13 protein-coding genes and 4 tRNA genes are annotated in these 16,084 nt (G+C 68.8%); 6 read left to right on the forward strand and 11 right to left on the reverse strand.

The features are described 5' to 3' along the window. Nucleotides 1-336: 336 nt before the first annotated feature. Nucleotides 337-981, forward strand: coding sequence for a LysE family translocator (locus tag ACLML9_RS13550; RefSeq protein WP_411945849.1), 645 nt, complete (start codon nt 337-339; stop codon nt 979-981). A 9-nt stretch (nt 982-990) separates the two neighbouring features. Here ACLML9_RS13550 and sigJ read toward each other — a convergent pair whose 3' ends face one another. Next, nucleotides 991-1,920: an RNA polymerase sigma factor SigJ gene (gene sigJ / locus ACLML9_RS13555; RefSeq protein ID WP_411945850.1), complete on the reverse strand. Its 930-nt coding sequence runs from the start codon at nt 1,918-1,920 to the stop codon at nt 991-993. Nucleotides 1,921-2,024: 104 nt separating this feature from the next. Here sigJ and ACLML9_RS13560 point away from each other — a divergent pair, with 104 nt between their 5' ends. Further along, on the forward strand, nt 2,025-2,600 hold the full coding sequence (locus ACLML9_RS13560; RefSeq protein ID WP_411945851.1) for a GNAT family N-acetyltransferase: 576 nt from the start codon (nt 2,025-2,027) through the stop codon (nt 2,598-2,600). Nucleotides 2,601-2,707: 107 nt separating this feature from the next. Here the strand turns inward: ACLML9_RS13560 and ACLML9_RS13565 are convergent, their stop codons facing one another. From ACLML9_RS13565 to ACLML9_RS13575, 3 genes are all read right to left on the reverse strand, one after another. Continuing rightward, nucleotides 2,708-3,799: a 3-deoxy-7-phosphoheptulonate synthase gene (locus ACLML9_RS13565; RefSeq protein WP_030522819.1), complete on the reverse strand. Its 1,092-nt coding sequence runs from the start codon at nt 3,797-3,799 to the stop codon at nt 2,708-2,710. 255 nt (nt 3,800-4,054) lie between these two features. After that, a complete protein-coding gene (locus ACLML9_RS13570) occupies nt 4,055-4,522 on the reverse strand; it encodes a carboxymuconolactone decarboxylase family protein (RefSeq protein WP_411945852.1) in 468 nt (155 codons plus the stop codon). A gap of 97 nt (nt 4,523-4,619) precedes the next feature. After that, on the reverse strand, nt 4,620-5,498 hold the full coding sequence (locus ACLML9_RS13575; protein WP_411945853.1) for an oxidoreductase: 879 nt from the start codon (nt 5,496-5,498) through the stop codon (nt 4,620-4,622). A gap of 190 nt (nt 5,499-5,688) precedes the next feature. On the opposite strand from ACLML9_RS13575, the gene ACLML9_RS13580 reads away from it, so the two are divergent. Then, entirely contained in the window at nt 5,689-7,311 is a 1,623-nt protein-coding gene (locus ACLML9_RS13580; RefSeq protein ID WP_411945854.1) for a (2,3-dihydroxybenzoyl)adenylate synthase, read from the forward strand. Between the two features lie 61 nt (nt 7,312-7,372). Here ACLML9_RS13580 and ACLML9_RS13585 read toward each other — a convergent pair whose 3' ends face one another. Further along, the gene (locus ACLML9_RS13585) at nt 7,373-8,686 is read right to left on the reverse strand and encodes a salicylate synthase (RefSeq protein ID WP_411945855.1); all 1,314 of its coding nucleotides are present in this window, start codon (nt 8,684-8,686) and stop codon (nt 7,373-7,375) included. A 239-nt stretch (nt 8,687-8,925) separates the two neighbouring features. Between ACLML9_RS13585 and ACLML9_RS13590 the strand changes: the two genes are divergently transcribed. Both ACLML9_RS13590 and ACLML9_RS13595 read left to right on the forward strand, forming a co-directional pair. Beyond that, on the forward strand, nt 8,926-11,415 hold the full coding sequence (locus tag ACLML9_RS13590; RefSeq protein WP_411945856.1) for a glycerol-3-phosphate 1-O-acyltransferase: 2,490 nt from the start codon (nt 8,926-8,928) through the stop codon (nt 11,413-11,415). After that, nucleotides 11,412-12,866 carry a 1-acylglycerol-3-phosphate O-acyltransferase gene (locus tag ACLML9_RS13595; protein ID WP_411945857.1) on the forward strand — a complete coding sequence of 485 codons (1,455 nt, stop codon included), beginning with the start codon at nt 11,412-11,414 and terminating at the stop codon, nt 12,864-12,866. Before ACLML9_RS13590 ends, ACLML9_RS13595 begins: the two co-directional genes overlap by 4 nt. 6 nt (nt 12,867-12,872) lie before the next feature. Here the strand turns inward: ACLML9_RS13595 and ACLML9_RS13600 are convergent, their stop codons facing one another. The 6 genes from ACLML9_RS13600 to ACLML9_RS13625 all read right to left on the reverse strand — a co-directional run bounded on the left by ACLML9_RS13600 (nt 12,873) and on the right by ACLML9_RS13625 (nt 15,079). Continuing rightward, a complete protein-coding gene (locus tag ACLML9_RS13600; protein WP_411945858.1) occupies nt 12,873-13,592 on the reverse strand; it encodes a polyprenol monophosphomannose synthase in 720 nt (239 codons plus the stop codon). Nucleotides 13,593-13,755: 163 nt separating this feature from the next. Then, nucleotides 13,756-13,938 (reverse strand): hypothetical protein, encoded by a 183-nt coding sequence (locus tag ACLML9_RS13605; protein WP_030522827.1) that lies wholly within the window; start codon nt 13,936-13,938, stop codon nt 13,756-13,758. 74 nt (nt 13,939-14,012) lie between these two features. Next, nucleotides 14,013-14,086: transfer RNA gene (locus tag ACLML9_RS13610), tRNA-Phe, on the reverse strand. Between the two features lie 55 nt (nt 14,087-14,141). Further along, a tRNA-Asp gene (locus ACLML9_RS13615) sits at nt 14,142-14,218 on the reverse strand. 27 nt (nt 14,219-14,245) lie between these two features. Continuing rightward, nucleotides 14,246-14,321: transfer RNA gene (locus tag ACLML9_RS13620), tRNA-Glu, on the reverse strand. Between the two features lie 95 nt (nt 14,322-14,416). Next, a complete protein-coding gene (locus ACLML9_RS13625; protein ID WP_411945859.1) occupies nt 14,417-15,079 on the reverse strand; it encodes a TetR family transcriptional regulator in 663 nt (220 codons plus the stop codon). A gap of 875 nt (nt 15,080-15,954) precedes the next feature. Between ACLML9_RS13625 and ACLML9_RS13630 the strand changes: the two genes are divergently transcribed. Next, nucleotides 15,955-16,027: transfer RNA gene (locus ACLML9_RS13630), tRNA-Lys, on the forward strand. Nucleotides 16,028-16,084: the final 57 nt, after the last annotated feature.

Consider the following 16,084-nt stretch of genomic DNA (forward strand, 5'->3'; position numbering starts at 1 on the left):
CTTTTTTTTTTTCCCCCCCGGCGGGGGCGGGGGGGTGTTCGGGCCCGCTTGTGTTTGTTCCCACCGCCCCCCCCCCGCCGCCCTTCGGCGCATGCACTTCGGGCGCTGAACGACGAGATGGGCCTCAACCCTTCGAGGTGTCTCGCAGAACTCGACTCATCGAGCTCGCGTCGGCACCCGGCGTTTCGGGGACAGTCACGCATAACAGCCGGCGGCGAGCTTTTCTTCCGTTCCGGCGCGCAGGCCCGGTGACGCCCCTCGCTCGGACGCTGACACAACCAGTGGGTGCAAACTGGACCGAGACATCGGCGGACCGGCAGAGCCAGTATTGGATCCATGATCGAACTGGCGGCGGCGGCCGGGGTGGCGGTGGCCGCGCTCGGCCTGGTGCTCACCCCTGGCCCGAACATGATGTATCTCGTCTCCCGCACGATATCGCAGGGCCGGCGCGCCGGAATGATCTCGCTGACCGGGGTCGCCGCCGGTTTCGGCGTTTACCTGACTGCCGCCGCGACCGGGATCACCGCGCTGTTCACCCTGGTCCCGGCGCTGTACACAGCGCTGAAGGCGGCGGGGGCCGCCTACCTGCTGTGGCTGGCCTGGCAGGCGATCAGGCCGGGTGCGGTCTCGGTTTTCACCCCCGAACCGCTCCCCCGGGACCCCGGCCGCAAGCTGTTCACCATGGGGCTGGTGACCAATCTGCTGAACCCGAAGATCGCCGTCATGTACCTGGCGCTGATTCCGCAGTTCGTATCTCCCGGGGCGGGCCCGGTATGGGCCCAGAGCCTGTGCCTCGGGGCCGTGCAGATCACCGTCGCGCTGGGGGTGAACGCCTTCATCGTGTGCACCGCCGGGACGGTCGCGGGGTTCTCGAGCGGACGGCCGCTGTGGTTGCGCGTCCAGCGGTTCCTGATGGGTTCGGTACTCGGGGCGATGGCCGCACTGCTGCTCACCGACCGGACCCGTCCGGTGCCGGCCTGAGCGGACCGGTCAGCGCAACCGGACCCCCTGTAGTTTCGCCGGATTGGCGTGGTCGTAGGCGCCCTGGATCACGCCGTCCACGACGGTGAATCCCATGACCCGCGACGGGAAGCCCGGATAGTCGCCGTCGCCGGGGCGGGCATGGAACAGCACTCCGAGCTGTCCGTTGACCCGGACGAACTCCATATCGTCGGCCCCGAAATCGATGCCCGGACGGTCCAGGCCGTAGCGACGGATGAGACCGAGGAACAGCCGGGCGACCTTGTCCGGTCCGTAGATGATGTTGTGCGCGGTCTGGGTGGTGCCGCCGGCATCGCCGATCATCTTCGCGTCCGGGTGCAGCACCGCCGCCACCGCGCGGGCATCACCGGTCCCCAGCGCAACCAGCAGTTTCTGCACGGCCGCCTCGTGCTCGCCGTCGGCGGCGACCGGCGGCGTCTGTTCGCGGACGACCTTGCGCGCGCGGGCGGCCAGCTGCCGGGCCGCCTCCGGGGTGATGTCCAGGATGCCGGCGATCTCGCCGTAGGGGACCTGCAGACCTTCGTGTAGTACGAAGGCCACGCGTTGCGGTGGGGTGAGCTGATCGAGCACCACCAGGGCGGCCATCCGGAATTCCTGACGCTGCACCACGGCGGCGAGCGGGTCCGCACCGGGCGCGCCGGTCAGCGGGGTCACCACCGGCTCCGGGAGCCATTGGCCGACATAGTTTTCCCGGCGCACCGCGGCACTGCGCAACCGGTCCAGACAGAGCCGGGAGACCACGGTCGTCAACCAGGCGCGCAGATCCTCGATCTCCGACTGCGAGGTGCCGGCCAGCCGTAACCAGCTCTCCTGCACCGCGTCCTCGGCATCGGCCACACTGCCGGTCAGCCGGTAGGCCACCGCCAGCAGGTGTCCGCGATGGGACTCGAAGAGGTCGGCGAGAAGCGTGGCTACCACCGCCGGAATTCTACGGAGTCACGCTGCCCGGCCGGGCGGCGACCCAGCGCGCCGGCCCGGGAATTCGGATGCCGCGGACCCGCTCGAACTGTCACCATCGACGGGTGAAGGAGCGCACACTGACCGACGGGATCGTCTGGCTGAGCCGGCCGGTGGAATCCGATATCGAGGCGATCGTCGAATGCTGTCAGGACCCGGCGATCGCCGAATGGGTGACGATCCCGGTGCCCTACGGGCGCGCCGATGCAGAATATTTCGTCCGCACCAGGTCGGCCGAGGGCTGGGCCGCCAGCAGTCCGTGCTGGGCGATCCGGCTCGGCGAGCACGGCCGCCTCGTCGGCACCGTGGGCCTGGGCGTGCGGCCGCCGGATGAGGGTTCCGCCGAAATCGGTTACTGGCTCGCCGCCGAGCACCGCCGCCGGGGCCTGATATCGCGGGCGATCACGCTGGCGTGCGATTTCGGCTTCGACCCGGCGGGAATGGGCCTGACCCGCATCCATTGGCGGGCTTTCGTCGGTAATCACGCGTCCGCGGCCGCGGTCCGCGCACAGGGTTTCCGCTACGAAGGTCTGGCCCGGCTGGGTAGCGTCTTGCGCGGAAGCCGGCGCGACCATTGGATGGCCGCTCGCCTGAGCACCGATCCACCCGGGCCGGCGAACGACTGGCCGGCCGGGGTCTGAGGCGAGACGTCCGTCGTATTCGGCGGTAGCGGCCGGATACGCACTGGCCGCCGACCCGGCCGCCCGCGCCGCGGACGTATGGTCCGGACGGCGCAGCGACCGGATCGTCAGCGCCGGCGGCGCCGGGCGACGGCGTCGGCCAGCCGGTTCAGCTGGGCGGCGGTGGTATCCCAGTCCATGCAGGCGTCGGTGATGGACTGGCCGTAGGTGAGATCGGCGGACCGGCCCAGGGTGAGGTCCTGGCGGCCTTCCACCAGGAAGCTCTCCAGCATCACGCCGACGACGCCCGGTTCACCCGCGGCCAGCCGCTCGGCGATATCGGCGACGACGACGGGCTGGCGCCGGTGGTCCTTGTTGCTGTTGCCGTGGCTGGCGTCGACCACGATCCGCTGCGGCAGCTTCGACTTCTCCAGCCGCGCGCAGGCGTCGGCCACCGAGGCCGCGTCGTAGTTGGTGCCGTTGGATCCGCCGCGCAGGATCACATGGCAGTCCTCGTTGCCCGCGGTCTGGATCAGCGCGGCCCGGCCGTCGAGATCGGTACCGGGGAACACATGACTGGCCGCGGCCGCCCGGACCCCGTCCACCGCGACCTGCACATCGCCGTCGGTCCCGTTCTTGATCCCGACCGGCATGGACAGGGCGCTGCTCAACTGCCGATGCACCTGGCTGGCCGCGGTGCGCGCGCCGATCGCGCCGTAGGAGACCAGATCCGAAATGTACTGCGGAGTGATGGGGTCGAGGAACTCGCAGGCCACCGGCAGACCCAGCGCGGTGATGTCGAGCAGCAGCTGACGGCCGATACCCAGCCCGGTGTTGACATCGAAGCTGCCGTTGAGATGCGGATCGTTGATCAGCCCTTTCCAGCCCAGCGTCGTACGCGGCTTCTCGAAGTAGACCCGCATGACCAGGTGCAGCCGGTCGGAGAGTTCCGCCGACGCGGCGGCCAGCCGCCGCGCGTAGTCGAGCGCGGCGGCCGGGTCGTGCACCGAGCACGGCCCGACGACCACCATCAGGCGGTCGTCGACCCCGTTGAGAACCTCGACGGTGGACTTCCGTCCGGCCCGGACGGTGGCGGCGTGATCGTCGGTGATGGCATGGACCCGGCGCACCTCGGCCGGGGAGCGCAGCGGGCTCACACTGAGGGTGCGCTGATCATCCAGATCGGAATGGTGGGCGTCGATATCGACTGCGGTTGTCATCGTGGGGGGTGTCCTTCTCGTTCGGGCCGACCCACGGAAATATTCACCCGTCGAGCCGGTCGTCATCCGGCTCGGGGGAACTGGTCAGCGCGCGCGGTAGCCGCAGACCGACCCACCCCGGGCCGGCTTGCTAAACCAGAAATACACGCGCTGCACGATTGGCCACGGTACCAGGCGGTTGACCACGAAGGTGGAGGCGGGGCGGAATCGCAGGGAGGAAAGTGATACTCGACACAATCCCGCCCCGGCGCCGTGTCAGAACTGCCCGGGCTCGTAGCTCCCGGCCGGGGTGTGGGCGATGGCGTTCAGCCGGTTCCACGCATTGATGGTGGCGACGGCGACGAGCAGTCCACCGATCTGATCGTCGTCGTAGTGCTTGCGCACCCGCTGCCAGGTCTCCTCACTCACCCCGCCGCCGTCGGCCAGCCGGGTGCCCGCCTCGGTGAGTTCGAGCGCGGCGCGTTCGGCCTCGGTGAAGACGGCGGCCTCCCGCCAGGCCGCGACCAGGTTGATCCGCAGCGAGGATTCCCCGGCGTGCAGGGCGTCCTTGGTGTGCATATCCAGGCACATCGCGCAGCCGTTGATCTGGCTGGCCCGGATTTTCACCAGTTCGTAGGTGGCGGCGGGCAGACCCGAGCCCTCGGCCACCTTGCCGGCGGTGACCAGCCGCTTGACGTAACTCGCGGTGACCTTGTTTTCGAAGAGATTCACACGGGGTTCCATGTCCGGATTCCTTTCGTTCCTGCCTTGTCACAGAGATGACGACGCACCGGACACAGGTGTGACATCCCGCGGTGGGGACCGCGGGCGGGCGGGCCGATCAGGCCGAGAAATCGAACTTCACGTCGGTCAGCCGCTCCGAGAGTTCCCATAGCGAACGCGCGGTGAGCTGGTCTTTCGCCCGCTTCGAGCAGCCCGAGCGCCCGGGGTGGCCGCGCATCCCGCCCAAGCCGGTCGGTCCGTAGTAGGCGCCCGGCTCGACCGGGGCGGTGGCGGCGAAGAGTTCCGGCAGCGCCCCCATCTCCGCGCTCTGCGCGAACACCTTGTTACCGAGGTTCATCACCGAGTCGAGCACGGTCTCGGTATGGGATTGCAGTTCGGTGGCGGCGTAGCCGGGGTGTGCCGCCACCGACAGCTTCGCCGAGCCGGCCGCGGCGAGCCGGCGCTGCAGTTCGAAGGCGAAGAGCAGATTGGCCAGCTTCGACTGGCCGTAGGCCGACCACCGCTTGTACGGGCGCCGCTCCCAGTTGAGATCCTCGAGGTCGATGGCACCGGCCGCGTGGGCACCGCTGGACAAGGTGACCACCCGCTCACCGATCTTGCCGAGCAGCAGGCCGGTGAGCGCGAAATGACCGAGATGGTTGGTACCGATCTGCATCTCGAAACCGTCGGCGGTCCGCCGCAGCGGTACCGCCATCACGCCGGCATTGTTGATCAGGACATCCGCGCTCTCCACCCCGGCGGCGAACTCCCGGACCGAGGACAGATCGGCCAGATCCAGCTTCCGGACCTGCGCCCGCTCGCCGATCTCGTCGGCGACGGCCTGCCCTTTGCCCACATTCCGGCAGGCCAGGATCACCTGCGCCCCGGCTCCGGCCAGAGCTCGCGCGGCCACCGCGCCGAGCCCGCTGTTCGCCCCGGTGATGATGACGGTTCGACCCTGCTGATCGGGGATGTCCCCGACGCCCCAACCACTCATGGGGCGAGTCTAATGCGCGACGGGGTGTGCACCGGGCACGACGGACCGGGTAACCCGGACAGCGTCCGGATCCCTCGCTCACGCCCGGGACCTGCACGGAAGAACCACGCCCTTCAAAAGATGTAGGGTTGCCTAACCTATCAATGGACCGGAACCGCGCCGCACCCGCCTTCGAGTCCCTGTTTCACCTATGAGGCATATCGTGACTTCCACCGCCGCCGGCACCCACCGTGACGGTTATGTTCCCTTCCCCGAGGACCTGGCCGAGACCTACCGTGCCGCCGGCTACTGGACCGGCACCACCGTGGGCGATCTGCTCCGCGATACCGCGCGCCGCGGCCCGGAGCGTCCGGCACTGCTCGGCGACCGGCCGCTGACCTACGCCGAACTGGACGCGGAAGCCGACCGGATGGCCTACGGGTTCCTGGCCCTCGGGATCGCGCCGGGCGACCGGGTGATCGTCCAACTGCTGAACACCCCCGACTTCGCGATCGCGCTGTTCGGCTTGTTGCGCGCCGGCATCATTCCGGTACTCACGTTGCCCGCGCACCGCCGGGCCGAGATCGAACACCTGGCCGCTCTCTCCGGCGCGGTCGCGTACCTGGTCGCCGACCGCCAGGGCGATTTCGATTACCGGCAACTGGCCGCCACCCTGCTGACCACCGTCGAATCGTTGCGCCATGTCCTGGTCGCCGGTGCGGCCGCCGAATTCACCGAGCTGATGTCCATCGCCCGGGACACCGGACAGCTGCCCGCGGTCGACCCCGCCGATATAGCCCTCATGCTGGTCTCCGGCGGCACCACCGGACTCCCCAAACTCATCGCCCGCACCCACGACGACTACGTCTACAACGCCACCGCGAGCGCGGCCGTCTGCGAACTCGGCGACCGGGACGTCTATCTGGCCACCCTGCCCGCCGCGCACAACTTCCCGCTGGCCTGTCCGGGCATCCTGGGCACGGTGGCGGCCGGGGGCGCACTGGCCTTCGTGACCGATCCGAGCCCGGAGAGCGCCTTCGCGGCGATCGAACGCCATCGGGTCACCGTCACCGCGGTGGTGCCGCCGCTGGCGCAATTGTGGTCGGCCGCGGTGGAATGGGAGGACGCCGATATCTCCTCCCTGCGGCTGCTACAGGTCGGGGGCGCGAAACTGGCCGAGGTGAACGCCCGCGAAGTCGCGCCCGCGCTACGGGTGACACTGCAGCAGGTCTTCGGTATGGCCGAGGGGCTGCTGAATTTCACCAGGCTCGACGACGATCCGGATATCGTCTGCACCACTCAGGGCCGCCCGCTGTGCCCGGCCGACGAGATCAGAGTGGTCGACGAGGACGGCGTGGACGTCGCACCGGGCGCGGAGGGTGAACTGCTCACCCGCGGCCCGTACACCCTGCGCGGTTATTACCGCGCCCCCGAACACAATGTCCGCGCCTTCACTCCCGACGGTTACTACCGCAGCGGCGATCTGGTGCGACAGCTGCCCAGTGGCCACCTGGTGGTGTCGGGCCGGATCAAGGACGTGATCAACCGGGGCGGGGAGAACGTCTCCTGTGACGAACTCGAGGAGCATCTGCTCGCCCACCCCGCCGTCCGGCACGCGGCCGCGGTCGGCCTGCCCGATCCCGGGCTCGGCGAAAAGGTTTGCGCGGTACTGGTCGTCACCGGCGATATGCCCACCCTTGCCGAGATCAAGGAATTCCTCACCGGGCGCGGTCTGGCGACCTACAAACTCCCGGACGTCCTGCGCCGCGCGGCGTCCCTGCCGCTGACCGCGGTGGGCAAGATCGACAAGAAGGCCCTGCGCGACCAGGAGTAGGCCGGGCGACGGTCCGGGCCGCCGGGCCCGCGACCGTCTCCGTACCGGCCGACCGGGTGCCCTACGCCCGCACCACGTAGGGCGCCACGCTGCCCAGCTTCTCGCAGGTCTCCTCGAACTCCCGTTCGGGCCGCGACTGCGCGACCACCCCGGCTCCCGCGCGCAACCACGCACCCGCACCGGTCTGGTACACCGCGCGCAGCACCAGCGCGGCCTCCAACGCGCCGGTCGGCGAAACCATCAGCACCGCCCCGGAGTACAGGCCGCGCGGAGGGTCGTGCCGGAATACCGAATCGACCCCCGGTCGCTTCGGAATACCCGAGGCGGTCACCGAGGGGAAAATGGCGTCCAGCGCGTCCCAGGCCGTACGGCCGGCCGCGAGGCGCCCCCGGACGGTGGAGGCCAGGTGTTGCACACTGCCGCGTTCGCGCACCGCCATGAAATCCGAGACCGAGGTGGTGCCGGGTTCGGCGACCGCACCGATCTCGGCGAAGCAGGTCTGTACGGAGAGGGCGTGTTCGACGATCTCCTTCGGATCGGAGATCAGCTCCGCGCGCGCGGCAGTGTCCATCTCGGTCCCCAGGCCGAAGGCGCGGGTGCCGGCGAGGGGTTCGGTACTGACCGTCCGGTCGTCGTCCACCGAGAGCACCAGTTCCGGGCTGAACCCGGCGGCCTCCAGTCCGCCCAGGTTCAGCAGGAAGGAGCGAGCGGGGGTGTTGTGCGCCCGGCCGAGCCGGTAGGTGGCCGGGATGTCCACCGCGAAGGGCAACTCGACCTTCCGCGAGAGAATGACCTTCTGGTACCGCCCGGACTCGATCTCCGTCACGGCTGCGGCGACGCGCTCGCGGTAGCCGGAGGTGTCGATCCGCACATCCACCGGATGGGGTTGCGGGAGCGCGGTGTCCTGGGAACTCGCGACGGTATCGGCGAGAGTCGCGGCCTCGTCCGGATCGGCTCCGGTGATCCAGACCGCCCCGGTGGTGTCGATCCGTACCTCGACGCGCGGGATCATCAGATGGACCAGGGCGGTGCCGGGGCGCAGATAGCCGGTTGTTCCCAGCGACCACGCGCAGAATTCGAATCCGATCCACCCGTAGGCATTGCGGCCGGTCATCGGCAGTTCGGCGAGCACGCTGTTCATCAGCGCGGCCGGGTTGCCGGACCAGCCACGGGCCGTGGTCTCACCCGCCCAGGTGATCCGCAGTTCGCCGGCGTCGAGTTCGACGGTGCCGATCGGGTCCGCGGCGAAGACCCATTCTCCGCCGCGCTCGTAGACCACATGGTCGCCGAAGTGGTCCTCGGCGGCCAGGCGCGCCATGGCTGCCGCCGGGTCGGTCACATACTCGGCGCGTAAACGTTCGTCAGTGGTCGACAACGATCCTCCAAGGCTAACCGACCCGAATTCGGAAGTAAGGTTAGCATTACCTCTTCTCCTGGGGAGGTCTCGGAAACGACCGGAAACCAGCCAAACAACCCCAACGGCGCAAGAGCCGTCCATAGTGGTTGGCAAGGAGTATTTTCGATCCGACGACCGATCGGGTCCCGCCGATCCGGTCACGCGGCCCCGGCCCGGGCCGGGGCCGGCCGCCCCCATCCGAGCAGAGGATCCACACCATGATCGAGCACCGCAGTGGAGTTCCGGCGACCTCCGACCTGCCGCTGGAATCGGTGGTTGCGCTGGTGGATTCGGCTTCGGGCGCCGAACGCGAACTGATCGGGCGCTGGATCGCCGACGGCGGCCTGGTCGCCGAACTGGGGGTACGCGCCCCGGTCACCCAGCTCGACCTGGACGCCGGTGCCATCGCCGACCGGCTCACCGGCCGCGCCGACGATCCACTGGTGGTCCCGGTCCGGGTGCTGTGGCTGCCGCCCGAACGCGACGGCGTCCGGCGGGTGACCTTCGGTGACCTCGCACAGCTCACCAATCCGCGCCGCCCGAACCGGCTCGCCCAGCGGCGGCTGATCGAACGGTCCCCCGACCGGCACCTGGTACTCACCGGCAGCCCGGCCCGGCTGAGCGAACTGCGGGCCAACAATCCCGAGGCCACCGCCCTGCACTACGCCGGCACCACCGACCCGTTCGCCCGCGCGGTGGTGCGCGCCGGGGTGGTCGCGCTCGAACGCGCGGAACGCGGTGTGATCGGTGACCGGTACAAGGTGCCGCGGCTGGTCACCGAGGAGATACTGGACTCGCCGGAATTCCTGCGGCGGCTCGAATCGATCTCCGACGAGAGCGGGGCCGATCCGCAGGAGGTGCACCGGCGCGCCGAGAAAGCCCTGAACGAACTGGTCGCGGCGCAGAGCCGCACGGTCTCGGATCTGTTCACCCAGGCCATGCGACCGGTCCACGCGTCGACCTGGAAGGTGGACTGCGACGAGTCCGGGCTCACCGCCCTGCGCGACCTCAACCGGCGCTACCCGCTGGTCTTCCTGCCCTCCCACCGGTCCTATGTGGATGCCTTCGTCCTGGGCGATGTGCTGGCCCGCAACGATTTCCCACCCAACCATGTGGTGGGCGGCGCGAACCTGCGGTTCTGGCCGATGGGCCCGATCGCCCGGCGCACCGGGACGATTTTCATCCGGCGCAGTTTCGGTGGCGACACGGTGTATCAAGCAGTGGTCGAGGAGTACTTCGGCTATCTGATGGCGCGGCGGTTCAACCTGGAGTGGTACTTCGAGGGCGGCCGCACCCGCACCGGAAAGCTACGCCCGCCCCGCTACGGACTACTCAACTATCTGGCCGCGGCCGTGCGCCAGGACCGGATCGCCGACGCGCTGCTGGTCCCGGTCTCGATCACCTACGAGCGGCTCAACGAACTCGGCGCCATCGCCGACGAGCAGATGGGTGGTCGCAAGAGACCCGAAGGCCTGGCCTGGCTGGCCCGCTATGTCCGCAACCAGCAACATTCGGCCGGGCACGTCTACGTCCGCTTCGGGACCCCGCTCTCGGCGCGCGAGCGTCTCGCCGCCCACGGCGATCCGCTGATCGCGACTCCGGTCACCATCCCGCTGCACCCGGCCGACGCCACCGGCCGGGCCCGGACCGACCCCGGCGAGCCGCACGACGAAATCGGCGAAAAAGAACGTCTGGCGGTACAGCGGCTCGCGTTCGATGTCGCCGTGGGTATCAACTCGGTCACCCCGATCACCGTCAACGCCCTGGTCACGCTGGTCCTGCTGGGTGTCCACCAGCGGGCACTCACCAGGGCCGAGGTCTGCGAGGTACTCGCCCCGGTGCTGGACTACATCGAACAGCGGGATCTGCCGTGCGGCGAGATCGCGAAACTACGCGACGAGCAGAGCCTGGCCGTGGTCCTCGAGCAGTTGTCGCTCGCGAAGGTGGTCACCGTCTACCGCGGCGGGGTCGAGCCGGTGTACTCCATCGAGGCGGGCGCCCACCTCGAAGCCGCGTTCTACCGCAACAGCGCGGTGCACTGGTTCGTCGATCGCGCCATTGTCGAGCTGGCGATCCTGGCCGCGGTCGACGCCGCGCCGGACGATCCGGCCCGGGGCGCCGTCGGGCCGGACGCCGACGCCCTGGATATCGGCTGGGAAGAGGCCTACCGGCTGCGGGACCTGCTGAAATTCGAGTTCTTCTTCCCGGACCGGACCGAGTTCGCCGAGCGGATCACCGCGGAGGTGTTGCTGATCGACCCGCGCTGGCAGTCGCGGTCGCGCGACACACTCGGTAGTGAGATCCTGGCCGCACTCACCGGCACCGGCTTCATGATGGCCCACCGGGTACTGCGCTCGTTTTTCGATGCGCAGCTGGTGGTGGCCGAACGATTGGCCGCCCGGGATCCGGCCGCGCGGGTCGACCGCAAAGAGTTCGTCGACGAATGCGTCTCGGTCGGCAGGCAGATGCTGTTGCAGCAGCGACTGCACAGTACGGAGTCGGTTTCCACCGAACTCTTCGGCAGTGCGCTGAAACTGGCCGCCAATCGGGGGCTGCTCGAACCCGAGGACCCGGAATCGGCGGATTCGGTGGCCGAACTCGCCGCCCGGCGTGCCGAGTTCGCCGAGCGCCTGCGCACCATCGGCTTCCGGATCTCCCTGGCCGCCACCCTCGACCCGTCCAATCTCCCGGCCGGACGGGTCCGATGAGCACGCGGGAAGCGGGCACCGGGCACACCGGCGAAAACCCCGCGCCGTCCGGGGTCGACGCGGTGGTGGCCGCCATCCGTTCGGGCCCCCGCGGCGCCGGAATCGGCGCTGTCTTCGACCTGACGGCGCTGGCCGAACTCGGGTCCGCGCCCGTGCCGCGGTGGCGCGGGCCGGACCGCGAACTGCTGGAAACACTGTTCGACCAGTTGCGGCACAGCGGCGAGAGTTCGGCGGGCGATGTGCTCGAGCGCGGTGTGCGGGCCGCGGCCGGCCGGACGCCGGAAGAACTGACCGCGCTGGGCGAACGCCTGTTCAAACGGGGCTGGTACGACCGGTTGCGCCCCGAGCTGCTGCGCTTGGTGCAGGAACATCTCGCGGCCGGGCACACCGTGGTGTTGACCGGGGACTCGGCGGAATTCCAGTTACGTCCCGCGGCCGCCGCGCTCGGTATCCCCCAGGTGCTCGGCAGCCGGGCGGCGGTGTCCGGGGGCCGGCTGACGGGGCTCATCGAGGGTGAAGTGCGTTACGGTCCCGAGAAGGCCGAGGCGGTGTCGGAATTCGCGGCCGCCCACGGAGTCGACCTCACGCGTTCCTATGTCTACAGCGGCAGCGCGGGCGATCTCCCGCTGCTGTCCCGCGGCGGGACGCGGGTGCCGATCGCGCCCGGTCCCGTGCTCGCGGCCACCGCGGCCGAGTACGGCTGGGCCGCACTCGCGGTGGGCCCGCGGACCGCGCCGCGCCCGGCCGACTATCTGCGGACCGTGCTGGGGCTCTTCGCCCTGCTCGGCGGGGCGCTGTACGGGGTACTGCGCAAGTCCTACACCCGCGACCGGCGAGCCATGGCCGACGCCCTCCTGAAGTACGGCACCGCCTGGCCGCTGCGCCTGTGCGGGATCCGGCTCCGCGTCACCGGCGCGGAGCATGCCCGCCACCCGCGGCCCGCGGTCTTCCTGTTCAACCATCAGAGCCAGTTCGACGTGCTCATCGTGCCCGCGGTGCTCGGCGGGCACGTCACCGGCGTCGGTAAGAAGGAACTCATCCGGCATCCCATTTTCGGCCCGCTCATGCGGTTCGTCGGCGTCACCTTCATCGATCGTTCGAACACCGACCTCGCCAAGGCCTCGCTGGCACCGGTGGTGGACACCCTGCGCGGCGGTCTGTCCGTCGCGATCGCCCCGGAGGGCACCCGTTCCTATACCGCGCAGCCCGGCAGCTTCAAGAAGGGCGCCTTCCACATGGCCCGGCAGGCGGGTGTGCCGGTGATCCCGGTGGTGATCCGCAATGCCGCCGAGGTCGGCCGGCGGGATTCGATGATCGCGCGGCCCGGTGTGGTCGAGGTGGCGATCCTGCCGCCGATCGCGGTGGACACACAGGACCCGTCCGAGCTGGACGAGAAAGTCGCCGAGGTCCGGCAGCGCTATCTCGACACACTGCGCGACTGGCCGCGCTGAACGGTGTCAGAGGGCGCGGCCGAGGAGCAGTTTCCACGGCATCAGCGCCGATTCCAGCTGCACTTTGAGGCTCATCTTGGAAGCTCCGAGGGTCCGCTCCTCGAAGCGGATCGGTACCTCGGCGATACCGATGCCCTGCTGCTTGGCCCGGTAGTTCATCTCCACCTGGAAGGAGTAGCCGTTGCTGCGGATCGCGCCGACCTCGATGGCGCGCAGCGTATCGGCCTCCCACGCCTTGAAACCGGCGGTGGCGTCCTTGATCCCGAGCCGCAGGATGGCGTTGACGTAGAAATTGGCCCACGCCGAGAGTGCCTTGCGGTACCACTTCCATTCCGCCGCGGTGGAACCGCCGGGCACATAGCGGGACCCGAGCACTACTCCGGTACCCGGCCGGTCCAGCTCCTCCAGCATGGCGGGGATCACCTCGGCGGGATGGGACAGATCGGCGTCCATCTGGATCACCACATCCGCGCCCTCCTCGAGGGCTCGGGTGATGCCGGCGATGTAGGCCCGGCCCAGCCCGTCCTTCTCCGTGCGGTGCAGTACCGACACGACGTCGGGCAGATCCGCGGCCAGCTTCTCCGCCACCTCACCGGTGCCGTCCGGAGAGTTGTCGTCGACTACCAGTACGTGCAGGCCGGGCACGGGTAGCGCGGTCAACCGCTCCACCGCTACCGGCAGATTGTCCCGCTCGTTGTAGGTCGGCACAACAACGGTAACCCTCAAGGGTCGCCCTCCCTGCTCACCTGGTCTCGCCCGGCGGCCGGGTACAACAGGCCGCGAGCGTCGCTACGTATTACCCGTGAACGGTAGCCCAACCGCCCACCCGGGAATGCAGCGCACCGGTGATAGCGCCGCCGAGCGGGGCCGGCGGCACTTCTCGGGCGAATCAGTCGCCCTCGCGATACGCCCGATCCGCCGCGTCCTGCGTGGCATTGCGCTGCCGCACGATCTCGAGCGCGCGTTCGGCCGTGGCCTGATCCGGATACGGCCCCATACGGTCCCGGAACCAGCACTGGCGCCCACGTTCGGCGCGCTGATGCTTCAAGCAGTAATACCACCGTTCGGCCATGGTCACAGCATTCCACCCGGCCGGGATCCGAAACAGAAGAAACCCCCCGATCGTGGTGATCAGGGGGTTGATTGTGGCCAGGGCCGGGATCGAACCGGCGACCTTTCGCTTTTCAGGCGAACGCTCGTACCAACTGAGCTACCTGGCCGCAGGCACCCGGAACGAATGCCATCCGATGGAAGCCGGATTGCTCCGGCATCCATTGGCGACCCTGACGGGACTCGAACCCGCGACCTCCGCCGTGACAGGGCGGCGCGCTAACCAACTGCGCCACAGGGCCTTGCTGTGTGCCACCCACTCGCATAGGTGGTACCCCCTACGGGATTCGAACCCGCGCTACCGCCTTGAAAGGGCGGCGTCCTAGGCCGCTAGACGAAGGGGGCTCGTCCCGGATTTCTCCGGACCGGCTTTTCAACGGCTGTCCGTTGGGAGCTCGCATAGCTTATGACAGGGTGCGCACAATTCCCAAATCTGCTGGTCAAGCGGGGGAACCCAGCTCTTCCAGACGTGCGCTCGCCCGCCACCCCGACCGGCCGAACTCCGCCACCCACGCCGGGGTACAGGTGGCCTGGACCAGGACCTCCAGCGCCTCCCGGAACCGGGTGCGCAGATCCGGCTCGCCGCCGTGGGCGTCGGCCATATAACGCTGACCGATCAGCGCGCCGGCGAGGGTCCGGGTGAAGCGGTCGGGATCGGTATCCGCACGCAGCTGCCCGCGTTCGATCGCCGCGATCGTCAGGTCACGGATGGCCGCGGAGAGCATCGGACTGCCGCCGTGGCCCTGCCGGCGGAAGCCTGGGTCGATGACGAGCCGGAATTCGGCCTGCACGATTATGTCGTGCTCGAGTCGCAACGCGAGTTCATCGAAGACACCGTGCAGAATGTCGAGCGGGCCCAGATCCGTGCGCACGAGCCAGCGATCGATGGTGCTGCCGTATCGCTCGATCGCCGAATCGAGAACGGCCCGCGCCAGATCTTCCTTCGAATCGAAATGGAAGTACATGGCGCCCTTGGTCGCCCGCGATCCTTCCAAAATGCGGTTGAGCGAGGCCGCGGCATAGCCGCTCTTCCCGAACTCAACGGCGGCGGACCGGATAATTGCTGCCCGTGTCCGACGGGCCCGCTCTTGCTGCCGTGCCATGCTCGAAACGCCTCCGAAGCCTTGTGCAATCCGCGGGATTTCCACCCGCGGAATGCTCGCGACCGTTCATCCGCCTGTGAGGAGCGGGCCGAGGCCGCGAACTTATCCTGGTGTATGCCGACCTGCGGTCGGTTTATTGACCTGTACCGAACCTTTGGTACGAAACCCAGCCCGCCGAGGAAACACACCGGCTGGTATAATTCGATGGCCCGGGTGCGCCGCAGGGGGTGCGCATCCGGGCATTGCGTTGCGCTGTTCCTGGTCCCCCATACGCCTCCCGCAGCGCCGTCCCGAGTGACACCCCGAATTCGCTGATTCGTCACGGTACTCGGAATCTCGTAGCGGCATGCGGTAAACCGATACAGCGGGCTACCATTTCGCCAGCCGGATTTCGCGAACCCGGCACCGACGAGGCCGGACGAATGGCCGAGCGAATCCTGCGGTAGCGCAGGGTGTTCGACCGCTCGAGCAGGCTCGGGGCCGGTACTCAGCCGGCCGCTCCGGCCCCTGGATGGATACCACCCCGATCATGCGCCCCGCCGGGAGCGCAACACCCCGGAATTCCGGTTCCCGAACCCCACATCTGCGAGAAATCCGCCTTCGCCGATCCAAAGGCATTGGTATCCAACATATTTGGATCGTATCGTGCTACCCGTTGTATCAACAATGCCGCAGGTACCGTGATACCGAACTCATGAGTATGGTTTCCGGCTCACCGGGCCCGCCGAACGGGCCCGACCTCCCCTACGACCCCATCGGGCCACCGCCCGCCCGCGCCACACCGGACCGGACCCCTCCGGCCCGAGTGACGGAAAGCACCAGCATAGCCGCCCGATTACGAGAAACGAGGACTCGACCAGTACACTTGCGGCCGCGCCCCTATAGCTCAGTTGGTAGAGCTACGGACTTTTAATCCGCAGGTCCCAGGTTCGAGCCCTGGTGGGGGCACCCCGGGTGCCCGGCCCACCGGCCGGGCGCCCACCTCTTTTCTTCCCACTCCCGGCG

Origin of the sequence: Nocardia sp. NPDC002869 (genome assembly GCF_046764065.1) — a bacterium.
GTDB lineage: Bacteria > Actinomycetota > Actinomycetes > Mycobacteriales > Mycobacteriaceae > Nocardia > Nocardia rhamnosiphila.